General features: G+C 66.2%; 17 protein-coding genes. 12 read left to right on the forward strand and 5 right to left on the reverse strand.

Features of this window, described 5'->3' with window-relative positions; all coding sequences use genetic code 11:
- Positions 1–11: 11 nt before the first annotated feature.
- From ASF81_RS09220 to ASF81_RS09235, 4 genes are all read left to right on the forward strand, one after another.
- Complete coding sequence (locus ASF81_RS09220; protein WP_055807953.1) at positions 12–3,311, forward strand: DEAD/DEAH box helicase; 3,300 nt, start codon at positions 12–14, stop codon at positions 3,309–3,311.
- A gap of 137 nt (positions 3,312–3,448) precedes the next feature.
- Complete coding sequence (locus ASF81_RS09225) at positions 3,449–4,807, forward strand: alpha/beta hydrolase (protein WP_055807956.1); 1,359 nt, start codon at positions 3,449–3,451, stop codon at positions 4,805–4,807.
- A complete protein-coding gene (locus ASF81_RS09230) occupies positions 4,804–6,348 on the forward strand; it encodes a GMC oxidoreductase (protein WP_055807958.1) in 1,545 nt (514 codons plus the stop codon). Before ASF81_RS09225 ends, ASF81_RS09230 begins: the two co-directional genes overlap by 4 nt.
- A complete protein-coding gene (locus ASF81_RS09235; protein WP_055807960.1) occupies positions 6,348–7,151 on the forward strand; it encodes an SDR family NAD(P)-dependent oxidoreductase in 804 nt (267 codons plus the stop codon). Before ASF81_RS09230 ends, ASF81_RS09235 begins: the two co-directional genes overlap by 1 nt.
- 59 nt (positions 7,152–7,210) lie before the next feature.
- On the opposite strand, the gene ASF81_RS09240 is transcribed toward ASF81_RS09235, so the two are convergent.
- The 3 genes from ASF81_RS09240 to ASF81_RS09250 are packed head-to-tail and all read right to left on the reverse strand — an operon-like array spanning position 7,211 to position 10,930.
- The gene (locus ASF81_RS09240; protein ID WP_055807962.1) at positions 7,211–8,104 is read right to left on the reverse strand and encodes an SDR family oxidoreductase; all 894 of its coding nucleotides are present in this window, start codon (positions 8,102–8,104) and stop codon (positions 7,211–7,213) included.
- Positions 8,097–9,944: a glycoside hydrolase family 15 protein gene (locus ASF81_RS09245; protein WP_055807964.1), complete on the reverse strand. Its 1,848-nt coding sequence runs from the start codon at positions 9,942–9,944 to the stop codon at positions 8,097–8,099. Before ASF81_RS09245 ends, ASF81_RS09240 begins: the two co-directional genes overlap by 8 nt.
- A complete protein-coding gene (locus tag ASF81_RS09250) occupies positions 9,941–10,930 on the reverse strand; it encodes an SDR family oxidoreductase (protein WP_055807966.1) in 990 nt (329 codons plus the stop codon). Before ASF81_RS09250 ends, ASF81_RS09245 begins: the two co-directional genes overlap by 4 nt.
- A gap of 294 nt (positions 10,931–11,224) precedes the next feature.
- Here ASF81_RS09250 and ASF81_RS09255 point away from each other — a divergent pair, with 294 nt between their 5' ends.
- From ASF81_RS09255 to ASF81_RS09270, 4 genes are all read left to right on the forward strand, one after another.
- The gene (locus ASF81_RS09255) at positions 11,225–12,748 is read left to right on the forward strand and encodes a TolC family protein (RefSeq protein WP_055807968.1); all 1,524 of its coding nucleotides are present in this window, start codon (positions 11,225–11,227) and stop codon (positions 12,746–12,748) included.
- A complete protein-coding gene (locus ASF81_RS09260; protein WP_235559297.1) occupies positions 12,745–13,806 on the forward strand; it encodes an HlyD family secretion protein in 1,062 nt (353 codons plus the stop codon). Before ASF81_RS09255 ends, ASF81_RS09260 begins: the two co-directional genes overlap by 4 nt.
- Positions 13,803–16,118, forward strand: a complete 2,316-nt coding sequence (locus ASF81_RS09265) for an ABC transporter permease (protein ID WP_055807970.1) — start codon at positions 13,803–13,805, stop codon at positions 16,116–16,118. The genes ASF81_RS09260 and ASF81_RS09265 overlap by 4 nt, the downstream gene beginning before the upstream one ends.
- Positions 16,119–16,208: 90 nt before the next feature.
- The gene (locus ASF81_RS09270; protein ID WP_055807972.1) at positions 16,209–16,424 is read left to right on the forward strand and encodes a hypothetical protein; all 216 of its coding nucleotides are present in this window, start codon (positions 16,209–16,211) and stop codon (positions 16,422–16,424) included.
- A gap of 118 nt (positions 16,425–16,542) precedes the next feature.
- On the opposite strand, the gene ASF81_RS15430 is transcribed toward ASF81_RS09270, so the two are convergent.
- The gene (locus tag ASF81_RS15430; RefSeq protein ID WP_235559315.1) at positions 16,543–16,794 is read right to left on the reverse strand and encodes a class I SAM-dependent methyltransferase; all 252 of its coding nucleotides are present in this window, start codon (positions 16,792–16,794) and stop codon (positions 16,543–16,545) included.
- A gap of 24 nt (positions 16,795–16,818) precedes the next feature.
- Entirely contained in the window at positions 16,819–17,031 is a 213-nt protein-coding gene (locus tag ASF81_RS15435) for a hypothetical protein (protein ID WP_235559298.1), read from the reverse strand.
- Positions 17,032–17,154: 123 nt separating this feature from the next.
- Between ASF81_RS15435 and ASF81_RS09280 the strand changes: the two genes are divergently transcribed.
- From ASF81_RS09280 to ASF81_RS09295, 4 genes are all read left to right on the forward strand, one after another.
- Complete coding sequence (locus ASF81_RS09280; RefSeq protein WP_055807974.1) at positions 17,155–19,188, forward strand: TonB-dependent receptor; 2,034 nt, start codon at positions 17,155–17,157, stop codon at positions 19,186–19,188.
- Positions 19,189–19,351: 163 nt separating this feature from the next.
- A complete protein-coding gene (locus tag ASF81_RS09285; RefSeq protein ID WP_055808442.1) occupies positions 19,352–20,560 on the forward strand; it encodes an LL-diaminopimelate aminotransferase in 1,209 nt (402 codons plus the stop codon).
- 2 nt (positions 20,561–20,562) lie between these two features.
- Positions 20,563–21,507, forward strand: a complete 945-nt coding sequence (locus ASF81_RS09290) for a DUF808 domain-containing protein (RefSeq protein WP_055807976.1) — start codon at positions 20,563–20,565, stop codon at positions 21,505–21,507.
- Between the two features lie 72 nt (positions 21,508–21,579).
- Complete coding sequence (locus ASF81_RS09295) at positions 21,580–23,283, forward strand: alkaline phosphatase family protein (RefSeq protein WP_055808444.1); 1,704 nt, start codon at positions 21,580–21,582, stop codon at positions 23,281–23,283.
- Positions 23,284–23,289: the final 6 nt, after the last annotated feature.

A 23,289-nucleotide genomic window follows, 5' to 3' on the forward strand; every position in this document is an offset into this window, starting at 1 on the left:
GTTGAGCCAAGATGAAATCGTTACCCGCCGAGACCGATCTTTCCGCCACGGGCCAACAGGTCCTCGTTGGAGGGCCAGCGCCCGAGCAGGACGACGGCAAGCGTTGGAAAATGCCGGCGGCGGCCGTGGCGGCTGGACTTGCCGAGATGAAGACAAGGCGCTCGCAGGCCGTGGTGTTCATAGCCACCAGCGAACGCCGCGCCGATGAGATTGCGGCGGCGCTCTCGCCGATGGTGAAGGACGCCGAGGTGCTGGTCCTGCCGCCCTGGGACTGCCTGCCCTACGACCGCGCTGCGCCTTCGCGAGAAAGCATGGGGCGGCGGATGGCGGTCCTGGCCGCCCTGAACGAAGCCAGCGCAAGGCCCGTGTTCTTGGTCGTCTCGCCCGATGCGATCGTGCAGCGGACGCCGTCGCGCGAACGGATCAAGGCCCGCTTGTCGCTCGCGGCGGGCGAAGCGCTGGATCGCGAACTTCTGGAGTCGTTTCTGACGGATACGGGCTATGCGGCGGATGAGCGGGTCGACGAACCTGGCGAGTACGCTCTGCTCGGCGCGGTGGTCGACGTCTTCCCGCCGGCGTCCGCAACGCCTTATCGCATCGCCCTGGACGAGGCGGACCGGATCACTGAGATCCACGCCTTCGATCCAGTATCGCAACGCCGGGGCGCCGAGATCCAGACGATCTGTCTGACCCCTGCGGCTGAGTGGAGCGACCGGTCACCCGAGGATGACGATCGTCAGGAGACCGGACCGTCGATCAATGCTGAGACCTCGACGACCCTGTTTGATTTCCTCGACAAGCCGATGATCCTGACCGACGTGGGCGTGGAAGATCGGTTCGAACGCATTCGCGCGCATGTGGCCGAAGCCTATGACACCCGCCTGCGGTTCAGCGAGGGCGCGCGTCCTTCGAAACCCGACAGCCTCTATTTGACGGAGAAGGACGTTCGGCAGGCGTTGAAAAGCGCCAAACCCCTGAGCGTCGAGGGTTGGGCGCCGACCCCGGCCTTCGCATTCGAGAAATCGCCAGGGCGGGCCCTTAAACAATTTATCGCCGAGCGGCGCGAGGCGGGCGATCGCATCGTCCTGACGGGATTGCCCCATGAGCACAGGATCATCCTGCGCCTGCTGCGCCGACACGGTATCGATGCGCCCGTGGTGCTGGAGAACTGGAGCGCGATCGCGACTCTGCAGCACGGGCAGATCGCCGTCGTAACCGCCGATCTGGACACAGGCTTCCGACAGGCGGCCGCCGGTCTAGTCGTCCTGACGCCTTCGGACATCTTCGGCGGCCGGATCGCGCGAGCATCCGGCGACACGAACAATGCGTTCGGAGAGACAGAACTGCGGTTGGACGATGTGGTCATCCATGAAGACCACGGACTGGGCGTCCTGAAGGCGTTGGAGCAGGTCGAAGCAGATGGTGTCGAGCGCGACGTTCTGCGCATCGAGTATCATGGCGGAGGAACCATTCTCGCGCCGATCGAGGAGTTCGACAAAATCTGGCGCTACGGCTCGGAGAAGGAGGCCGTATCGTTGGATCGACTGAATACCCAGGGATGGCTCAAACGTCGCGCGAAGGTGAGCGCGCAGATCGACGAGGCCGCAGCGGCCCTGTCAGCGCGGGCCGAGGCGCGTGCAGCGCTGAGGACCGAACCGATCACGGCCCCGCGTCAGGCGCTGGCCCGGTTCGCCGCAGGGTTCGCCTTCCCCGAAACAGCCGATCAGGCGCGCGCCATCGAGGCGGTCCTGTCCGACCTGGGATCCGGCAAGCCCATGAACCGGCTTGTCTGCGGCGATGTCGGTTTCGGCAAGACCGAGGTCGCCCTGCGCGCTGCGGCGGCCGTGGCCCTTGCCGGCAAACAGGTCATCGTCGTCGCCCCGACCACCGTCCTGGCGCGCCAGCATTTCGAGGTCTTCAAGAGACGGTTCAAGGACACGGACGTTCAGGTCGGCCACTTGTCGCGCGCCGCAGACAGCGCGGAGGCGCGGGCGGTCAAGACGGGGCTGGCGGACGGCTCCATGCGCGTCGTGGTGGGTACGCAGGCGCTGGCGTCGGAAGGGGTGGCGTTTTCCAGCCTTGGGCTTGTCATCATCGATGAGGAACATCGCTTCGGCGCGCAGATGAAATCTGCCTTGGCAGAAAAAGCGCCGCATCTGTTGTCGATGTCGGCCACGCCGATTCCAAGAACCCTGCAGAGCGCCATGGTCGGCATTCAGGACGTCAGCCTGATCGCTAGTCCGCCCGCCCGACGCCGGCCCATCCGAACCTTCATGACCCCGTTCGACGCCGGGGCCGTTCGCTTGTCGCTGATGCGCGAGAAGGCGCGAGGCGGCCAGAGTTTCGTGGTCGTGCCGCGGATCGAGGATATGGAACCTTTGGCGGAACGCTTGAAGACCTTGACGCCCGAGCTGTCGGTGGTTTCGGCGCACGGTGACATGTCCCCGTCGGCGATCGACGAGGTTATGAGCCGGTTCTCCGACGGCGAGGGGGACGTGCTTCTGGCCACGAACATCATCGAGACGGGCCTGGATGTGCCGCGCGCCAATACGATGTTGATCTGGCGGCCGGACCGCTTCGGCCTAGCGCAGTTGCATCAGCTGCGCGGGCGTGTCGGCCGGGGGCGCCGCCAGGGCTTCACCTATCTGCTTTCCGATCCCGAAGCGCCCATGGCGGCGGCGACGGAGGCCCGTCTTCATACATTGGAGGCTCTGGACCGACTGGGGGCGGGCTTCGCGATCAGCGGGCGCGATCTTGACCTGCGCGGCGGCGGCGATCTGGTGGGCGAGGAACAGGCCGGACATCTCAGGCTTATCGGCTCGGCCCTTTATCAGGCCGTTCTGGCTCGGGCGCTCGCGGCTGCCAAAGGCGATCCCGATCCAGACCAAGCTTCTCCCAGTCTGAACGTCGGCGCGACAGGGCATCTGCCGGCGGACTACATCCCCGACGAAACCGTGCGCATCAATCTTTATGCCCGGTTGGCGCGCGCCACGACGGCGGAAGATGTCGACGCCTTGCGAGACGAAGCCGAAGATCGGTTCGGCTCTTTACCAGACCCCGCAGAGGACCTGTTCACCGGCCGTCGCCTTGCGGCGCTCGCCCGTGATGCCGGCGTCACGGAAATCGTGTCGGGACCGAAGGCGACGGCGTTGCGGATCGCGGCGGCGCGTCGGCCCGGCATGGAAGCGTCGTTGTCGTTGCGCGATGATCGACGTTGGTCCGAAGATCGCATGATCGTCGACGCCGCCAACGATCAACCGCACGACACGGCCTTCATCGAGAAGCTTCTGACCGAATTGGCGGCGGCCTGAGGGCAGGGCGGGTTTGCGCCGGTTTCAACGTCTGGAGTCTGTTTTGTTGGGAGCAATTCCGCCGCTGGCGCGCTGATCGACGACCGCCGACCGATCACGGCGGAGCCTCGCGTCTTCGCTTTCTTAAAAGCCCCTGCATGCCCACAGACACCCGCCTTACTGTCGTCTTCCTTCATTCCCTGGGCTCGAGCCGCCACGATTGGGACGCGGTGATCGACCGGCTTGCCGATGAGATGGTAACCGTCGCGATCGATCTTCCAGGGTTCGGGGACAGGGCGGGGGAAGGCTATGGCGATGTCCAGGTCGTGCTCGACGACCTGAGCTGCCGCCTGACCAATCTCCATCTCCCGCGCTGGATCCTTGTCGGCCACAGCATGGGCGGCAAGTTTGCGACCTTGATCGCCGCGCGGGCGCGTGACGGGGCGGCGGGTCTGAGCGGGTTGCTGGGCGTGGTGCTGGTCGCCGGATCGCCACCCTCGCCGGAGCCGATGGACGAGAGCAGGCGTGCGGATATGCTGACCTGGTTCGACGATTCGGCCAGGATAGAGGATCGGGGACACCAGTTCATCGACGCCAATACCGCCGCCGGTCTGCCGCAAGCCGCCTTCGATCAGGCGCTGGCCGATTTCACCCGATCCAGCCCCAAAGCCTGGCGCGGATGGCTAGCCGAAGGATCGCGCGAGGATTGGTCCGATCAGGCCGGCGTCCTGCCTTTCCCTGCCCTGATCATCGCCGGCGCGGAGGATGGCGATTTGGGCGAGACGGCGCAGCGGCGTCTCAACGCTCCCCACTATCGCGCCGCTGACGTGGTGGTCGTGCCGGATGCGGCGCACCTGATCCCTCAGGAACAGCCGGACCGTCTCGCCGGCTTGGTTCTAGAATTCGTCGAGAAGGTCGGTTCATCCGCGCTGCCTCCACGCTTCGTGGGTCTGATGGCATCCGATCGCGTGTCGGATCGCACACGACGCGCAATGCTGGATCGTCATTTCGGTCCGGTGCCAGCTGACGGCGGCGTCCTGAACCCGACCCAGCGCGCCGTGCTGTCGGCGATGATCGCGCGCATTCTGCCTGATGCAGGCGATCCGGATGATCTGGCGCGACGTTTGGATGTGGGCCTCGCCAACGGACAGGGCGATGGATGGCGGTTCGCCGATCTTCCCTCGGACGCCGAGGCCTGGCGACGCGGGCTGGATGAGATCGCCGCCATGGCGCCGGAGTTCGCAACCCTGGCCCCCGATCGCCAAGACGACATCCTGCGCACCATTTCACAGGGCGAATGGCCCGAGCCGGGCCGGCTTTCGGCGGACGCCATGAGGCTGTGGTTCGAGGACGTCGTGTCCGAGGCCGCGCGCCTGTGGATGTCGCTGCCGGCCACCTGGGCCCAGATCGGTTACGACGGTTTCGCCACGGGCGGCGAAGGCCGGTTCCAGGGCTACGATCAGACGGCGGCGGACCACATCGAACCTTGGCGTCTGCCGATGGAGGGCGTGGGTTGAGCGCGCCTGCAAGGACGGCCGGCGAAACCGATGTCGTCATCATCGGCAGCGGGGCCGGCGGGGCTCCGATCGCGGCCAGGTTGGCGAATGCTGGGCTGTCGGTCACGGTGTTGGAGGCAGGGCGGGCTTTCGATCCGGCGGAGCATACGCCCGACGAAACGACGGCCGATCTCTATTGGATGGAGGAGCGCCTGAGCGGAGGGCGCGACCCGACCGCCTTTGGGGCCAACAACTCCGGCCAGGGCGTCGGCGGCTCGCTCCTGCACTGGGGCGCCTTCTGCCCACGACCCGATCCCCGTGATCTGACGCTGGCCTCGGAGACGGGACGCGGGCGGGACTGGCCGTTCGGCTGGGACGAACTGAAATCCTATGTCGAGACCGTAGAGACGGTGATCGGGGTCTCAGGCCCGGCCGACTATCCGTGGGGCGGGCGACAGTTCGCCTATCCGCCTGTCCCGCGCAACGCCCCGGCGGATGCAATGGCCCGTGGCGCGACGGCCGTCGGGCTGACCGTTACGGATGCGCCGGCGGCCGTGCTGTCCCGCGATCGCGAGGCGGGGACGACGCCCTACCGCATGGCCTGCGTCAACTGCGGCGCCTGCCACCAGGGATGCAGAACCGGCGCCAAGGGCGGCGCGGACAACAGCTTTCTGCCGATGGCCGCAGCCAACGGCGCCACGATCATCGCCAACGCGCGGGCGATAGGCGTGGAACGTGACGCCGGTGGACGGATCAAGTCCATGATCTATCGCCGCGACGGGCAGGATCATCGGCTGAACTGTCGAGCGCTGTTCCTTTGTGCGGGCGGTGTCGAGACGCCGAGGCTGCTGCTGAATTGGGGATTAGGCAACGGCGGCGGCGAGGTCGGCTGCAACTTCATGACCCATGTGGCGACTCAGGTCTGGGGCCGGTTCGACGCCGACATGTCGATGAACCGCGGTTATCCGTCTTCCCTGATCAGCGAAGAAATGGTGCGTCCGGCCGACGCGAACTTCGCCGGCGGCTATCTAATCCAAAGCCTTGGCGTCATGCCGGTCACCCTGGCGGGCGGGTTCGCGCGCGGCGCGGGCCTATGGGGCGCGCCGCTGGTCGATACGCTACGCAACTATCGCCGGCTCGCCGGGATCGGCATCAATGGAGAGTGTCTGCCGGACGACGACAACCGCTTAACCCTCTCCGATGAGGTCGACGCCGTCGGGCTGCGCAAGGCGCGGATCGACTTCAGCTATGGCGAAAACGAGCGGCGTCTGGATGCCCATGCCCGGCGCGTCATGACCGAGATTTGGACCGCCGCGGGCGCCGAGGACATCTTCGCGGTGGCCCGGTCGGCGCACACCATCGGCGGCTGCCGGATGGGGGACAAATCGGACGGGGCGGTCGTCGACGCCGACGGGTGTAGCGTCGAGATCGACAATCTGTACGTTTGCGACAACTCGGTTTTCCCCAGCGCGCTTTCGGCCAACCCGGCCTTGACCATCATGGCCGTCGCCCTGCGCACGGCCGATCGCTTCCTCGAACGTCAACGAACAGGAGATTTGTGATGGACCTTGGGATCAAGGGGCGTATCGCCCTCATTTCCGGCGCCGATTCCGGCATGGGCAAGGAGACGGCGCGGCTGCTGCTGGAAGCCGGCGTACGGGTCGCCCTGACCGACAAGCCGGACGGCACGCTGGATGAAGCCGTCCAAGAGCTTTCTGCCTTGGGCGAATGCATCGGCGTGACCGGCGACGTGACCAAGGCCGACGATGTCGAAAGACTGTGGGCGGAGGTCCGAGACCGCATGGGCGATCCGGACATCTATGTGAACGCAGCGGGCGTGACCGGCGCGACCGGCGATTTCCTGGATGTCGATGACGCCGGTTGGCTGGAGACGCTCGACATCAATCTGATGGGCGCGGTGCGGATGTGCCGCCAGGCCATTCCGGCCATGCGGCGTTCGGGCTGGGGCCGTATCGTCTTGTTCGCGTCGGAGGATGCGGTCCAGCCCTATGTCGATGAACTGGCCTATTGCGCCTCGAAGGCCGGCATTCTCAGCCTGGCGAAGGGTCTGTCAAAGGCCTACGGCTGCGACAATGTGCTGGTGAACACAGTCTCGCCCGCCTTCATCGCCACCCCGATGACCGACGCCATGATGAAGAAGCGCGCCGAGGAACGCGGCGAAACCTTCGAGGAGGCGATTAAGAGCTTCCTGAAGGAAGAACGCCCCGGCATGACCCTGGATCGCCGAGGTAAGGCTGAAGAGGTCGCGGCTGCCGTCGCCTTCCTGTGTTCTGAACGCGCCAGCTTTATCAACGGCGCAGGCATCCGGGTGGATTCCGGCTCGGTCGCCACCATCGCCGGCTAGTCGTAGGGCCGAGAAAGAGAGACCGGCGGCGGGACGACCCCGCCGCCGGTTTTGTCTTGTCAGGCGACGCCCATGCCGCCGGTGACGCCGAAGACTTCGCCCGTGATGTAGCTGCCTTCTTGAGAGGCCAGCAGAACATAGACCGGGGCGATCTCGACAGGCTGGCCCGGCCGACCCAGCGGCACCTGCTCGCCGAACTTCATCACGGCTTCCTGCGGCTGTCCGCCAGACGACTGCAGCGGCGTCCAGAAGGGGCCGGGCGCCACGACATTGGCCCGTATGCCCTTTTCGATCAGCTGCTTGGACAGGGCCTTGGTATAGGCGACGATCCCGGCCTTGGTGGTGGCGTAGTCCAGCAGGATGGCCGAAGGCTCATAGGCCTGGATCGAGGCGGTGGTGATGACCGAGGCGCCCGCGGGCAGATGCGGGACGGCCGCCTGGGCGATCCAGTGCATGGCGTAGAGGTTGGTCTTCAAGGTCTTGTCGAAGTCTTCCGACGTCACCTGCGATATGTCCTCGCGATACTGTTGGCGACCGGCGTTGATGACCAGGATGTCCAGTCCGCCCAGTGCGGACACGGCCTGTTCGACCATCTGCCGGCACCAGTTTTCATCGGTGATGTCGCCGGGCAGATCGATGGCCTTGCGCCCTTCAGCCTCGATCAGCGCGATGACTTCGGCGGCGTCCTTGCGCTCGGACGGCAGATAGGAGAGCGCCACGTCGGCGCCTTCCCGGGCGTAGGCGATGGCGGCCGCGCGGCCGATGCCGCTGTCGGCGCCGGTGATCAGGGCCTTGCGTCCTTTCAGCTTGCCGGAACCCTGATAGCTGTCCTCGCCATGATCGGGCTTTGGGTCCATCTCGCGCGCTTCGCCGGGCACGGGCTGCGGTTGGCGCGGGAAGGGCGGCTTTGGATATTGCTCGCGCGGATCCTGAAGGGTCAGGCGATCAGTCATGGAACGTCTCCGTTTCGGGCTGGGGGGAAGTGGTCTGCGCCTTGCCGACGGCGGTCAGGGCGGTCAGATGCGCGAGGTGGCTGAGCCCCTGCGGCATGTTGCCGAGGTAGGCGCCGGTGTCCGGGTCGATCATCTCGGTCAGCATGCCCCAGCGGCCGCTGAGGGCTTCGCGCAGGGCGTCGATGCGGGCGCGCGCCTTGTCCGGTTCGCCTAGCGTCGCCCAGGCTTCGGCGATCCAGAAGGAACAGGCGATGAAGCAGCCTTCCTCGGCCTGCATGCCGGAATAGCGATAGTGGAAGACGCCGGCGCCGAGGTGACGGTCCAGCGCGTCAAGGGTTGCGCGCAGCCGCTCTTCGCCATCGAACCGGAACCGCACGGCAAGGGCCAGGGCCGCATCCAGCTTGTCGCTACCCGGATACATGACGAAGGCCTGAAGGTTTTCGGACCAGCAATGCGTCTCGACCCAGTCAAAAATCCGGTCGCGCTCCCGCCGCCAGCGATCCCGGCACGTCGTCGGCAGTTGTCCCGCGTCCGCCAGCTCGACCGCACGGGCCAGGGCCTGCCAGCAGCTGATCTTGGACATGGTGTAGTGCTGCTGATCCTCCAGCTCCCACATGCCCGCGTCCGGCTGTCGCCAAGCGTCGGCGCACTGATCCGCCAGTTCGGACAACTGCTGGGCGCTGGCGCTGTCGAGGATGTTGCCGCAGCCGACGAAGCGCGAGGCGGTCTCAAAGATGTCGCCGAATACGCCGTGCTGGGCCTGGTCGGCGGCGCGATTACCCGTGACGACCGGACGCGAGCCTTTATAGCCCGGCATGTCCCAGTGCGTTTCCGGCGGCACGAGTGCGCTGTCGAGGCTGTAGCAGACCTTGGCGCCATGGCGCTTCAGCTGCATCAGCAGCCAACTGAAAGCGGCCTTGGCCTCCGCCTGGGCGCCGGCCGCCAAGAAGGCCTCGATCGTATAGCCGGCGTCGCGCAGCCAGGCGTAGCGATAGTCCCAGTTCTTGTCGCCGCCCAGTCGCTCGGGCAGGGACGTCGTGGCGGCCGCGGCGATGGCGCCCGACGGCGAGTACAGCAGCAACTTCAACGCCAGGGCGCTGCGGATGAAGTCGTCGCGATACAGGCCGGGGCAGTTCAAGCGCGCCGCCCAATCCCGCCATTCCTGATCCGACAGGTCGATGCGGGCGTCGATTTCTTCGATGGACGGCACGACCAGCGGTTCGTCGCGTCCAGCGACGATGGCCACGGTGCGCCGCTCGCCTGCGCCGACCACAATGGTTCCGACAATGCCCTCATCGGACCATTCGCATGAGATGCGCGGATCGTGGACGAACAGGCCGAGCACCCGCTCGACATGGAAGACCGTGTGTTCGCCGATCTTCGAATGATACGGATTGGCCGTGTCGCCCCGACGCCCCGGACGCATGTCCAGGGTGAAGGTCACTTCGCCCTCCAGGCCATCGATACGGCGGGCCAGTTCGCACCAGGGCAAACGACCGGCCGTGCCGCTGTTCAGGCTCTCGGTCAGGCGCGCGCGTCCGCTGGCGGTGATGAACTCCGTCTCCAGCACATTGCTGTCGGGGCGATAGCGGCGGGTCGCCGTGAAGGCCTCGGTCGGCGTGATCGAAAACCGGCCGCCCTCCGGATCCAGTAGGCGGTCGAAAAGGGGCGGCGCATCGATCGCCGGGACGCACCACCAATCGATGCCGCCATCCAGCGCCGACAGGGCCACCGTTCGGCCCTCGCCCAGAACGCCATAATCTTCGAGGGCGACGTAGCCATCGGGACGGAGCGCTTGCGACGAGCGCGCCGGATGGGGCGTGAAGGTCGTCTCTGTCATCGTTTGGACGATCTGATCGCAAAGCCAGCCGTTACGGCAAGGCCGGCAAGGACGCCGACCGCCGCGACCTTGAGCGCCGCAATCTGGCGGCTGGACACGAAACCGATCAATGGTCTGATCACCCGTTCGGTGTCTGGGCCGTCGATCGCCGCCGGACCGTCTTCGGGTTGATCGAGATTGCCGAGACGCGGCAGTTGCGGGTCGCCCTGCTGCGCTGTGATCATCCTGGCGGCCTGCCGATCCGCCAGCGCCGGTGCGAACTGTTGCGCCAGCGCCATCAGCCATGTCGTGCGACCCACGAAGACCTTACGGCTGGGCCGCTGCACGGCCGACCAGACGGCGTCTGCACACAGGCGAGGATCGAACAGGGGATCTGGAATGACCTGCGCCCGGTCGGTCCGGTTGCGTGACCACAAAGGCTGGGGCGTGTTGACGGCCGGCAGATAAACGGTGGTCAGGGTGACGTTGGAAGCTGAGGCGATCAGTTCGGCCCGAATGGCCTCGGTAAACCCGTCGATGGCCGCCTTGGCGCCGCAGTAGGCGGCCTGCAGCGGGGCGGGGCGCAGCGCCAATCCCGAGGAAATTTGGATCACCGCCCCTGTGTCCGCCGGCCGCATGACCCGAAGCGCCGCGCGCGTTCCGTAGACCTGAGACAGATAGGTCGTCTCGACGACGCGGCGGTAATCGGCGTCGGTCAGATCTTCATCGCGCCCGATGACCGTGGACATGGCGTTGTTGACCCAGACATCGATGCCGCCGAAAGCGTCCACGACATCGCGCCCCGCCTGCTCGACGAAGGCCGGATCGGACACATCGCCCGCCATGCCGATCACTCGGTCTCCCGAACGCTTCAGCTGTTCGACGGCGTTGGAAAGCCGTTCAGCCTGTCTGGCGATCACCACGACCTGCCATCCGGCTCGGGCGAACCGCTCGGCGATCGCGAGACCGATGCCGGCGCTGGCGCCTGTGACGACGATGACCGGCATGGCGATCCTTCTGATCTCGATTGCGGAATGACGATCGCGGTTGCGGCCGAACGGGGAGGCTCTGACAACGACACGTCCGGAGGAAGGTTGCCGTCTTTCCGGCGGCCGACGCTTAAGTCGCTGGTCAGCATTTTGATGCTGGCGCAAAGCTTCGCCCATAGAGATGGACGGGCACGAGCATGCAGGACGGCGGCAAACACAGTGGAACGTCATTCACTGTCGTGCGGTGCGGAGCTTCTGGACCAGGCGGCTAAGCTTCGGATATTTTCTCTCTGCTGAAGGCGGGGTGAAACGATGCGTGCAGCTTGGATAGGTTCGGTTGCTGTCGGCATTCTGGCCGGATCAGCGCCGAACGCTCTTGCGGCGGTCTCCCAAGTTCAGGCCGCGCCCCAAGAGGCGGCCCAAGGCGGCGCCACAGTCGCTCTGACCTTTGCGGCTGCTCAACAACGTTTGCGCTCCAATTCCAGTCTCGGTCGCGCTGCGGGCTATGGGATGCAGGCCGCGAGGGCCCAGGCGGATGTGGCTGCCGGGCTGAATCGGCCGACCGTAGCGCTCGATGCTCAGTTGATCCGTTATCGTAAAACATTCGATCTCTCGCTGGGTGACACGCTGGACCGCGCGCAGGCCGAGCTCGGCGCCGCCATTCCTGGGCTCATCGCGGACTTGCCCGGTGTGCCGGGTGACGTGTTGCAGAGTGTCGGTCAGCGGCTGGAAGCGGCGCTTCCCGAATTTTTCGCCGCCTTGCCGCAAGACGTCCGACTGCAGGTCGACGACACGACCTTTCGCCCCACAGTGACGGCGCTTCAGCCGATCTACACCGGCGGCGCAATCCCAGCCTTACGACGAGCGGCGTCGGCCAATGTGGATCTGGCGCAGGCGAAACAGCAGGAAGCGGTCAGTCTGGAGGACGTAAATCTGGCGCGGGCTTACTTTGGCCAGGTGCTGGCAGCCGAAGCGCTGAAGATCGCACGCGAGACCCGTGACGGCTTCGATCTGCATTTGCGCAACGCTCGACTGTTGGAATCGCAAGGCGTGCTCAGCCACGCCCAGACGCTTCAGGTCGAAGTCGCCCGCGATGCGGCTCAGCGGCAGGTCAACAGGGCCGAACTGGAGCACGACAACGCCGTGGCGTCCCTCGCCAGGGTCGTTGACGCCAATGGCGCCGTCGTTCCAACCACGCCCCTGTTCGTAAACCGTGACCCAATCGGTCCAGCCGGCGTGTTTCTTGACCAGGCAAGCCAGGCGAATGCTCGCCTTGCGCAGGCTCAAGCGGGGCGCGATCTGGCCGAGGCGGGCGCCGATCTCGCGGCGTCACGAATGAAACCGTCCGTCTATGCATTTGGAACCTACAATCTGAATCCAGACGACGCTCTGCCGACCGAGCCAGATTGGGCGGTCGGGATCGGCGCCCGCTACACTCTGATATCGACGGTGGATCGACGACGCATGCTGGGCGCAGCGCGCGCTCAGGCCTTGGCTGCCGCGGAGGTGGAGCGACAGGCCCGACACGACGCCCGATTGCTGGTCACGCGAGCCTATAATCAGGCGGAGTTGGCGCGCCGTCAGTTTCTGAGCATGGACAGCAGCCTGCAGGCCGCCAGCGAAAATCTTAGAGTCCAGGAGGTTGGATTCCGTGAAGGCGAGGCCACAGCCGCCTCGGTCGTAGACGCCCGCAATCTTCTGGGGGGCGCGCGCCTGCAACGCGCGGCAGCAGCTTACGAATATGATCTCAGCCTAGCCGCCCTGCTAGCGGCGTCGGGAAGCGATCTGACCTTGAACGACTATCTGCAACGCGAAGATCGGATCAGCGCGCCATGAGCGAGACGCCTCCCTTTGCCGATGCCCCGACAAACGGTGCGCCGACCATCGCGGCCGGTCGCACGTCTGCACGGCGACGCATTCTGCCTGTGATTGTGGGCGTTGGTCTCGTTCTGCTGATCGCCTTCATCATCGTTGGCCTCTTCCTTGCGGCACGTCCTGCCCAGGATCAGGTTCAGGGGATGGTCGAGGCGGAGACCTTCACCGTTGCGACCAAGGTGCCCAGCCGCGTGGAGCGCTTCCTCGCGTCAGAGGGCGATCAGGTGAAGGCCGGTCAAGAGTTGGCTCTGATGAGCAGTCCGGAGGTTGCAGCAAAGGACGCTCAGGCCCGCGCCTTGCTTCAGTCGAGCCAAGCCATTCAGTCAATGAGCCGCGAAGGCGCTCGGCGCGAAGATGTGCAGTCGGTCGAGTCCATCTGGCGCGCCGCCCAGGCGACGGCTCGTTTGGCGGACCAAACTGCGCGGCGGGCGGAGAAGCTGTTCGCCGAAGGCGTGATTTCCGCCCAGCGCCGTGACGAAGCCGTGGCCGCTCGCGCTGCTACAGCCTCGCAGACCGAAGCCGCCCGTCAGCAGTATCTGAAGGCATTGGCAGGGACACGGCCACAGGAAAAATCTGTTGCCGACGCCAATGTGCAAGGCGCGCAGGCCGCCGTCGCTGAGGTCCAAAGCCTGCAAGGCGAGACACGACTGCTCGCTCCAAATGACGGCGAGGTTGCGGAGCGTTTCGCCAATGTCGGCGAGCTCGTGCTCACGGGCGTGCCTGTCTTCACAATCGTGGACATCGGCGACCCGTGGGTTACGTTCAGTGTGCGCGAGGATCAGTTTCGCGATCTGAAAATCGGCGCGATCGTGCGTGGCGACGTGCCCGCACTCGGCGTTACTGACGTCGCCTTCCGTATCACCGCCATCAGTCCTCAAGGCGAGTTCTCCACTTGGCGCTCAACCCGGCAGTCGAGCGGCTATGACGTGCGAAGCTTTCAGGTCAAGGCCAAGCCTGTTCGACCTGTCAACGGCCTGAGGCCTGGCATGAGCGTCCTGTTCGATTGGTCCGCTCGTTGAAACGCCTCGCGGCCGTCTTCGTATCGGCCGTTCGGGACGAAGCGCGCGTCTTGGTGACCCGACCGTGGGACGCGTTCGTCGCCTTCGGCCTGCCGCTGATCCTGCTGATGGTCATCGCGGCAATGCTGGCCCCTGGAGTGATCCGTCAGGCCCCGGTCGCCGTGGTCGATCAGGATGATTCAGTCTTCAGCCGCGCCGCAATCCGCAACATGGAGGCGAGCCCCGGTGTTCGCGTGACCCATGCTCCGGCGACGATGACGGAGGCCATGGCCCTGATGCGGCGGGGCGAGATTTACAGCGTCGCTCATTTTCCAGCAGATTTTTCTGACGGGGCGTTTCGTCGGCCGGAACAGGTGACCGTATCATTCAACGGCGCTTTCCAGACGGTCGGCGCCTTGTCCGCCTTGGGACAGAGCGCGGCCATCGCATCAGCGGCCGGCCAGCAGTTGCAAGAACGCGCGCGCCAGAGAGGATTGCCCGAAACCGCATTGCAACTCCCCGCTGTCCAAGTGTCGATCGTCGGCAATCCGCAGCTCAGCTTCGAGCTTTTTCTCGGCGGACTTCTGGCGCCGGGGGTCCTTCATCTGCTGGCGGCTTGTTCCGCGGTGCTGGCGGTTGGCCGGCTGATGGAGGGCGGCTCCTTCAAACGCTTCAAGGCCGAGACGAGCGGCTTCACGACGACGGCGCTGGTCGGGCGACTCATTCCGCACTTCGTGATCTTCAGCCTGTGGGGGTTGGCCTGGATCGCTTGGCTCAGCGGCGTCCGGGGCTGGGGTGTGGCAGGCTCTCTCCCGCTGCTGATCCTCGGCATACTCGCCTTGATGGCGGTGAGCGTTGTCTTGTCGGCTTTTCTGGTCGCCGCGCTTGGCGAGGTGGATATGGCGTTCTCGGCCACCGCCATCTATTCGGGCGCGGCTATCGCCTTTTCCAACGGCACTCTCCCGCTGGACCATGGGCCGCGCTTCGCCCGGGTATGGAGCGATATTCTTCCGTATACGCACTATCTACGGCTGCAGACGGGCCAGCTGATCACGGGTGCGACTTCCGCATCGGCATGGCGAGACTTGATGATCCTGAGCGGCGTCGCCGTCGTTGGTCTTCTTCTATCGGCGCTGTTCATCCGGGGACGAGCGCGTCTTGTCCCCAAACCGGAAAATTTGAACTTTCCGCTCCCGCAACAGGGCGTTATCGCCACCTTTGCCGCGACGTTCCGGAACCTGCCGCGTGCGCGGCCGGTCAGCAGCCTGCTGATCCTGGCCGTCGTCCTTTACGCCTTTTACTATCCGGCCGCCTATGCCGGCCAGGCCGCGACGGGACTACCCATCGCCATAGCGACACCGACGCAGACAGCGCTGACGCGCACTCTTGTCGAAGACCTGAATGCTTTGCGCGAGATCGAGGTCGCCGCTGTGATTTCATCCCCCGCTGAGGGCTTCGAACTGATGCGGCGCGGCGTGGTCGACGGGGTCGTCGTCCTGCCTCAGCGTTTTGAGGCCGATTTGGTCAGGGGGGCGCCGACGGGCGTGGCCATCTGGCTGAACGGCGGCTATCTTGTTCGTGTCACAGCCGTCGGCAAAGCCGTCGCCGCCGCAACAGCGCAGGTCGCCGAGGCGCAGTTGAAAGAGCTGCCTGATATCACTCGCACCGTCAGATTGGCGCCGACCCTGGAGCAGGTTTCCCTGTTCAACCCGACGGAGGGCTATGGCGGCTATGCCGTGCCGGCGGTTAGTCTCATCATCCTGCAGCAGACGCTATTGCTGGGCGCCGGCGTGATTACAGCCGTTCGTCGAGAGACCGCCGCACCTAGGCTGAGACGCAGCGCGCGCTTGGGTCTTTGGCTGGCGCTTACGGCGATTGGGACAGCATCTAGCCTCTTCTATTTCGGTTTCGTGTTCTGGTTTCAGGACTATCCCCGCGCCGGCAACCTGATCGGCGTTCTACTGCTGGCGCCCATTTTTTCAGGGGCGGTCGCCGCTGTGGGTCTGCTTCTAGGCGCGCTTTTCGATCGCCATGAGCGGGTCTTGCAGGTTCTGGTCGGCACCTCCGCGCCCTTATTCTTCCTGTCTGGTGCTGCGTGGCCGCATTTCATGATGCCTGAAGGCCTCGTCTGGCTCGCGCATCTTTCACCATCCACCGCTGCCGTTCAGGCCTTTGTTCGCCTGAACGCCATGGGCGCCAGCCTTTCAGAAGTCTCAGGTTTGGCAGCCATTTTGACAGGCCTCGCCGTCGTCTATGGCGGCTTGTGGGTGGTGGGCGGCTCTCTGCGCGTGGCGGCGGGAGCGTCTTCTTCGCAAAGCGCATCGGGAGAATAAGGACCAATCGAAGCGCAGGGGTGGGTTTGGCTATCGAGACGCCACCGTTGTGCCGATGATACGAAGGACGTCGGGTCGCTGACAAGCGCCATGATGCGTCTGGTCGATCACCCCGATGAACGTCTAGCCCTGGCGCGTGGCGGGCAGGCCTATGTCGAGCGGGTGCATTCGCCGGCCTCGCGCGCCGCCGAGCTGGACGCCTTGCGCGAGGCCTTGGTCGACACGGCGTTCGTTACGCCGCAGCCGACGCTGCGCCGTCGTCCTCCGTTCGGGCCGGCGGCGTCCCTGACCCGGCTTCAGGGCTAAGGGCTTAGGGCTAGGCTTCAGCCTCTTCGGATGAGGCTGTCGTAAACGTGGGTGACCGCGTCGAACCGCACGCGCGTCGGTTGGTCGCCCAGTGGCGCGGCTTGGAAGTCGGCGTCAGTCAAACCGGCGGCGACGGGATCGGCGATCTTGTCGTGTTCCAGCCCAGCAGCAGGCGACCGCCCGGGCGTAGGATGGCCGCTAAAGCCTTCAAGGCGCGCTGCTGCTGGTCGGGACTGTCGACGCCATAGCCCAGCACGCCGTTGCAGACGACGGCGTCGAAGGTCAGGTCCGAGAACAGCCGATCCGCCTCGCAAACGTCACCGGTGCGATGACGCCCCTCGCGGCCCCAGCGTGCGGCCGTCGGATCGATGTCTGTGGTCCAGACCTCGCCGCCCTAGGCCTCCAGCAAGGCGTAGTCGTCCAGCGTGTATTCGCGGCATCCGACCCACAGAATCCGCCCGCCGTCGGCCGCCAAAGCCGGAACATAGTTCTCGGCCATCACGCGGCGGTCGGGCAGGGAGCGGATTCGCGCCGCCTTGGCGGATCGTCGCCTGCGGTCGGCGTCCTTGCCTAAGATCAGACCCCTGACAAGCGTTCCCAGACCCACGTGCATCCCCTCGGACCGTTCAATACGGCTGTTATCGAGGGGGCGGCGATCTGTCTCGCGCTTTTCCAGGCGTTTCCGGCCGCCGGGCTTTGATGTGGCGGAACGACCGCCTACTGACGGCGCATGATCCAGGACGTTCCTCCCCCCGTCACGCCCACCGCCTTGCCCGAGATCGTCGTCACCGCAGCGCGTCTGCCGCCGGCGGCGGCGGACGCCGCGTTTTCCGTTGTGCGGATCGACGAGGCGGTGCTGTCGCGGTCGTCGCGTCTGGATGAGGCGCTACGGTCCGTGCCCGCGGTGTCGCTGTTTCGACGCACCAGCAGCGCGGCGGCCAATCCGACGACGCAAGGGATTTCGCTGAGGGCCATCGCGCCGTCCGGGGCAGGACGGACGCTGGTGCTGCTGGATGGCGTGCCGCTGAACGATCCGTTCGGGGGCTGGGTCATCTGGTCCCAAGCGACGCCGGAATCTCTGGAGAGCCTGGATGTGATCCGGGGGGCGGGCTCGGGCCCCTATGGCGCGGGCGCGCTGACGGGCACGATCACCCTGCGCGAACGCGGGAAAGGCGGCGCGCTGGATGTGTCCGCGTCCGAGCGGGGCGGCTTGCGGGCGGCGGCCTCCGCCTCCACGCGACTGGGACCTTTGGCGGTGACGTTGAGCGGCTTGCGCGAAGTCAGCGACGGCTATGTGCCCGTGCGCGGGCCGGCGGCAGGCGCGGCGGACACGCCGATGGATCTCGACAGCCGAAGTGCAGCGCTGCGCGTCGATACGGCCTTGGGACAGGCGAACCTGTCCGTCAGGGCGGCGACCTGGGAAGAGGATCGCGGATCGGGGCTGGCCGGAACGCGCGCCAACGCCAGCGGGCACAGCCTGAGCGCCACGGCGGCGCAGACGCCGATGGCCGACGGCTATGGCTGGCGGCTACAGGCGTGGCGGATCGACAGCAATCTGGCCAATAGCTCGGCCTCGGTGTCGGCCGACCGCTCGACCACGACGCCGGCCAACGATCAGTTCAAGACGCCCGCGACGGGATGGGGACTGAATGCGGCGCTGCGCCGACGCATGGCGGATTTCGCGGGCGGACGGCTGGAGTGGGAGCTTGGCGCGGATGCGCGCTTCAACGAAGGCGAGACCAACGAACTCTTCAGTAATCCAACGGGCGCGGGTTTCACCCGTATTCGGCGTGCGGGCGGGGAGACGGCTGTGGCCGGCGCCTATGTCGATGCGTCCTGGACCGCGGCCGACTGGCTGGTGGCCGGCGGACTGCGGGTGGATCGCTGGGAGAATACCGGCGGATTCCGTCAGGAGAACACGCTGTCGACCGGCGCCGTCCTGCTGAATGAAAGCGATCCGGACCGGTCAGGCGAGGTAGTCAGCGCGCGTCTGGCCGTGCGTCGTGATCTGGGCGGCGGCTATGCGGCGCGGGCGGCGGCCTATTCCGGATTCCGGCCCGCCACGTTGAACGAACTGCATCGGCCATTCCGCGTCGGCAACGACATCACCGAGGCCAACGCCGCCCTGACGCCGGAAACATTGAAGGGCGTGGAAACGGGCTTGGCCTTCGAGCGCGACGGCATGCGCTGGGGCGCGTCAGTGTTCTGGAACCAGATCGAGGACGCCATCGTCAATGTGACGCTCGGGTCCGGGCCGGCGACCTTCCCGCGCGCCGGGTTCGTGCCGGCGGGCGGCGTGCTGCGCCAGCGTCAGAACGCCGGGACCATCGACGCCTGGGGCGTGGAACTGACGGGCGCGCTGGACCTGTCGTCAGCTGTCTCGCTGAACGCCGCTGCATCCTGGACCGACGCCGAGATCGACGGCGGATCGTCCGCCGCGCAGCTGACCGGCTTGCGCCCCGCACAGGCGCCGGAGTGGAGCGCCACGGCCGGGCTGGATTGGCGCGCGACCGATCGACTGACCCTGGCCCTGGCCGCACGTTATGAGTCGAGCCGGTTCGATGACGACCTGAACAGCCGGGTGCTGGACGCCGCTGTGACGATCGATGCGCGAGGGGAGTGGGCCCTCACGCGGACCGCGACCCTCTGGATGGCGGCGGACAATCTGTTCGATGAAGACGTCGAGGTGTCGGAGACGGGTACGGGCGTCGCCGGATACGGCCCGCCGCGAACGCTCAGCATCGGTCTGCGGGTGAGCTATTGAGAACGCTGAACAGCAGCCTTTTCAACCAGGTTTTTGCGCGACGCACAGATTTCGTCCGCCTGACGGGTGAAAATGACCTTCAATGCTGTTGCGCGAGGCCGCTGGCGCGCTAAGCGCTAAAGGCGGTCGATCCACGGCCGCAGATCCCAACTACGAGCCTGTGATGTCCGAAGAGTTCTACCGCATGAAGCGGTTGCCGCCCTATGTCATCGCCGAGACCAATGCGATGCGCGCGGCGGCCCGTGCGGCAGGCGAGGACGTGATCGACCTGGGGATGGGCAACCCTGACCTGCCGCCGCCGCAGCATGTGATCGATAAGCTGATCGAGGTGGCCAGGAAGCCCGACGCCCACGGCTATTCGGCGTCACGCGGCATCCCCGGCCTGCGCCGCGCCCAGGCCAACTATTACGGCCGCCGCTTCGGCGTCGATGTGGATCCCGAGACCGAGGTGATCGTCACCATGGGCTCCAAGGAGGGCCTGGCCAGTCTGGCCACCGCCATCACCGAGCCGGGCGACGTGATCCTGGCGCCCAATCCGTCCTATCCGATCCACACCTTCGGCTTCATCATCGCCGGCGCTGCGATCCGCAGCGTGCCAACGACGCCGGACGAGAAGTATTTCGAGGCGCTGGAGCGGGCCATGGCCTTCACCGTGCCGCGGCCCAAGATTCTGGTGATGAACTATCCATCGAACCCGACGGCGGAGACGGTCGATCTGGCCTTCTACGAACGGGTCGTGGACTTCGCCAAGGCGAACGATCTGTGGATCATCAGCGATCTTGCCTATTCGGAGCTCTATTACGATGGCAAGCCGACGGTCTCGATCCTGCAGGTGCCGGGGGCCAAGGACGTGGCCATCGAGTTCACGTCGCTGTCGAAGACCTACAGCATGGCCGGCTGGCGGATGGGTTTCGCGGTCGGCAACAAGACGCTGATCGCGGCGATGACGCGGGTGAAATCCTACCTCGACTATGGCGCCTTCACGCCGATCCAGGCGGCGGCGTGCGCCGCGCTGAACGGGCCGCAGGACATCGTCGAGCAGAACCGCAAACTCTATCACCGCCGGCGTGACGTGCTGGTCGAGAGCTTCGGCCGCGCGGGCTGGGAGATTCCCAAACCCGCCGCCTCCATGTTTGCCTGGGCGCCCTTGCCGCCGGCGCTGAAGCACCTGGGCAGTCTGGAGTTCTCCAAGCAGCTGCTGACCCACGCAAAGGTCGCGGTGGCGGCGGGCGTGGGCTATGGCGAGAACGGCGAGGGCTTCGTGCGCATCGCCATGGTCGAGAACGAACAGCGCATCCGCCAGGCCGCGCGCAATATCAAATCCTATCTGAAATCGCAGGGCGTCAATGTGCCGCCCAGCCGGGAAGACTGACTATGCCGTCTGGACTGATCGCGCTGCTGGACGACGTCGCCGGCATCGCAAAGCTGGCGGCCGCGTCGCTGGATGACGTGGGAGCGGCGGCCGGCAAGGCCTCGACCAAGGCCGCCGGCGTGGTGGTGGACGATGCGGCGGTGACGCCGCGCTATGTCATGGGCCTGTCGCCCAGCCGCGAACTGCCGATCATCAGCAAGATCGCGCTCGGGTCGTTTCGCAACAAGCTGATCTTCATCCTGCCGGTGGCCCTGGTGCTCAGCGCTTTCGCGCCCTGGGCCATCACCCCGATCCTGATGTGCGGCGGGACCTATCTGTGTTTCGAGGGGGCGGAAAAGCTACTGGAGGCGATGGGGCACGGCGGGCATGAGGATGCCGCGCCGGTCGCGCGCGATGCGGCGGCGCTGGAGAAGACAACGGTGTCTGGCGCGGTGCGCACTGACCTGATCCTGTCGGCCGAGATCATGGCCATCGCCCTGGCCGATGTAGCGGCGCAGCCGATCCTGACCCAGGCCGCTGTGCTGGCTGTGGTCGGCATCGCCATGACCGTGGTCGTCTATGGCGCGGTCGGCCTGATCGTGAAGATGGACGACATCGGCCTGCATCTGGCTCAACGGCCCAATGGCGGGGTGCGCGCTTTGGGGCGGGGTCTGGTCAAGGGCATGCCGATGGTGATGAGCGCCCTGTCGGCGATCGGCACGGCGGCCATGCTGTGGGTCGGCGGCGGCATTCTGCTGCACGGTTCCCATACGCTGGGGCTGCACTGGCCGGCGGTACCGGTCGAGCATCTGTCGCATGCCGTCGGCGAACTGTTCGGGCCGTTGGCCGGCGTGATGAGCTGGCTGACGACGGCGGTGGCTTCGGCCGTGATCGGGCTGATCGTCGGCGGGGTGGTGGTGCTGGTCCTGCGTCAGGTCGCGCGGCTGCGGTCCAAGGAATCGCACTAGGAGCGAGCCGGGCTGTCACGCGGGCGCCATCCGCGACAGCTAGAGGCCGCACGGCTGTTGTTGGAGTTGTTCATGTCCCTGTCGCGTCACGTTGCCGCCGCGTGTCTGGCCGTATTTTCGATCGCGGGCGCCGCCTGTGCGGGCGCGCCGGTCGCCCAGCCGACGGTTCAGGCGGCCGCGCCTCAGGCATCGGCTGCGGCCCTGACGCCGCCCAAACTGATCGTGACCATCGTGGTCGATCAGTTCAGCGCCAACCTCTTCAACCAGTTTCGCAGCCGCTACAGCGGCGGCCTGCGCCAGCTGGCCGACCAGGGGCTGGTGTCGATCAACAGCTATCAGACCCACGGTCTGACCGAGACCTGCCCGGGCCACTCCACCGTTCTGACCGGGATGCATCCGGCCGAGACCGGCATTCCCGCCAACGACTGGATCGACGGCAAGACCGGCAAGGAGGTCTATTGCCTGGCCGCGCCGCAGAACCACCTGGCGCACGGGCGTGACGACACCGACAACGGACCGGTGGGCCCGGACCAGCTGCGTGCGACGACGCTGGGCGACTGGCTGAAGGCCGTCAGTCCGGACAGCAAGGTCATGGCGGTGTCGGGCAAGGATCGCGGGGCGATCAATCTGGCCGGTCGTCAGGGGCAGGCCTTCTGGTTCACCGACGGGTTTGGACTGACCACCTATGTCGAGCCGGGACAGACGGCCGAGGCGAAGCTGGCGCCGGTCGCGGCGTTCAACCGGGACTTCAACGCCTGGACGGCGGCGACGCCGACAGCCTGGGACTATCAGAACGCGGACTGCCGGGCGCTGGCGGGCGACTGGACCATTCGCGGCCAGACCTTCCATTCGGTGCTGCCGCCGGCGGGGCTGAAGTTCGACACCTCGCCATTGCTGGACGAGCAGACGCTGAAGGCGGCGGAATATCTGCTGGACAGCCAGAAGCTGGGGCAGGGGCCGGCGACCGACATGCTGGGCGTCAGCCTGTCGGCCACCGACCGGATCGGCCATATGTACGGCACCCAAGGGCCGGAGATGTGCGAGCAGATGCACCGGCTGGATGCGGCGCTGGGCGTCTTCCTGGACAAGTTGGCCCAGGTTCCGGGCGGGGCGCTGGTCGTTCTGACGGCTGATCACGGCGGTTCGGACTTCGTCGAGCGGCTGCACGAGCATGGCTATCCGCAGGCGCACCGCGCCGACACCGATGCGATCAAGGGCGTCAACGCCGCGCTGAAGGCGCGCTTCAACCTGGGCGCCGATCCGCTGCAGTCCGGCGGAAGCGGCTGGATGGTCGCCGATGCGGATCACAAGTCGCTGCCCGATCCGTTGCGGACACAGGTGGCGGAGGCGGCGGTCGAGATGCTGCGCGCCCTGCCGGACGTGGCCTTCGCCGAGACGCGCGACCGGCTGCTGGCTGAGCCTCTGCCGGACAGCCGTCAGCCCGAGATGATGACGGTTCGCGAGCGGATGCGGCTGTCGACCGTCGCTGAGCGATCGCCCGACATCCAGTTCGCCTGGACCCAGAACACCACCTCGGGCGGCCGCGTCGGCTCAACCCTGGCCGGGCACGGCACGCCGTGGGAATATGATCGCCGCGTGCCGATCATCTTCTGGTGGCCGGGCGCCAAGGCCGAGGAGCGGTTCCTGCCGATCCGGACCGTCGATATCGCCCCAACCCTCGCCCATGTGATCGGCGTCGCTGCGCCGCAGGTGGAGGGCCGGTGCATCGATTTGAACGGATTTACCGTGGCGGCCTGCGGGGCGGCGGCCAGATAAACTCCT

Source organism: Brevundimonas sp. Leaf168, from assembly GCF_001423685.1.
Taxonomy (GTDB): Bacteria; Pseudomonadota; Alphaproteobacteria; order Caulobacterales; family Caulobacteraceae; genus Brevundimonas; species Brevundimonas vesicularis_C.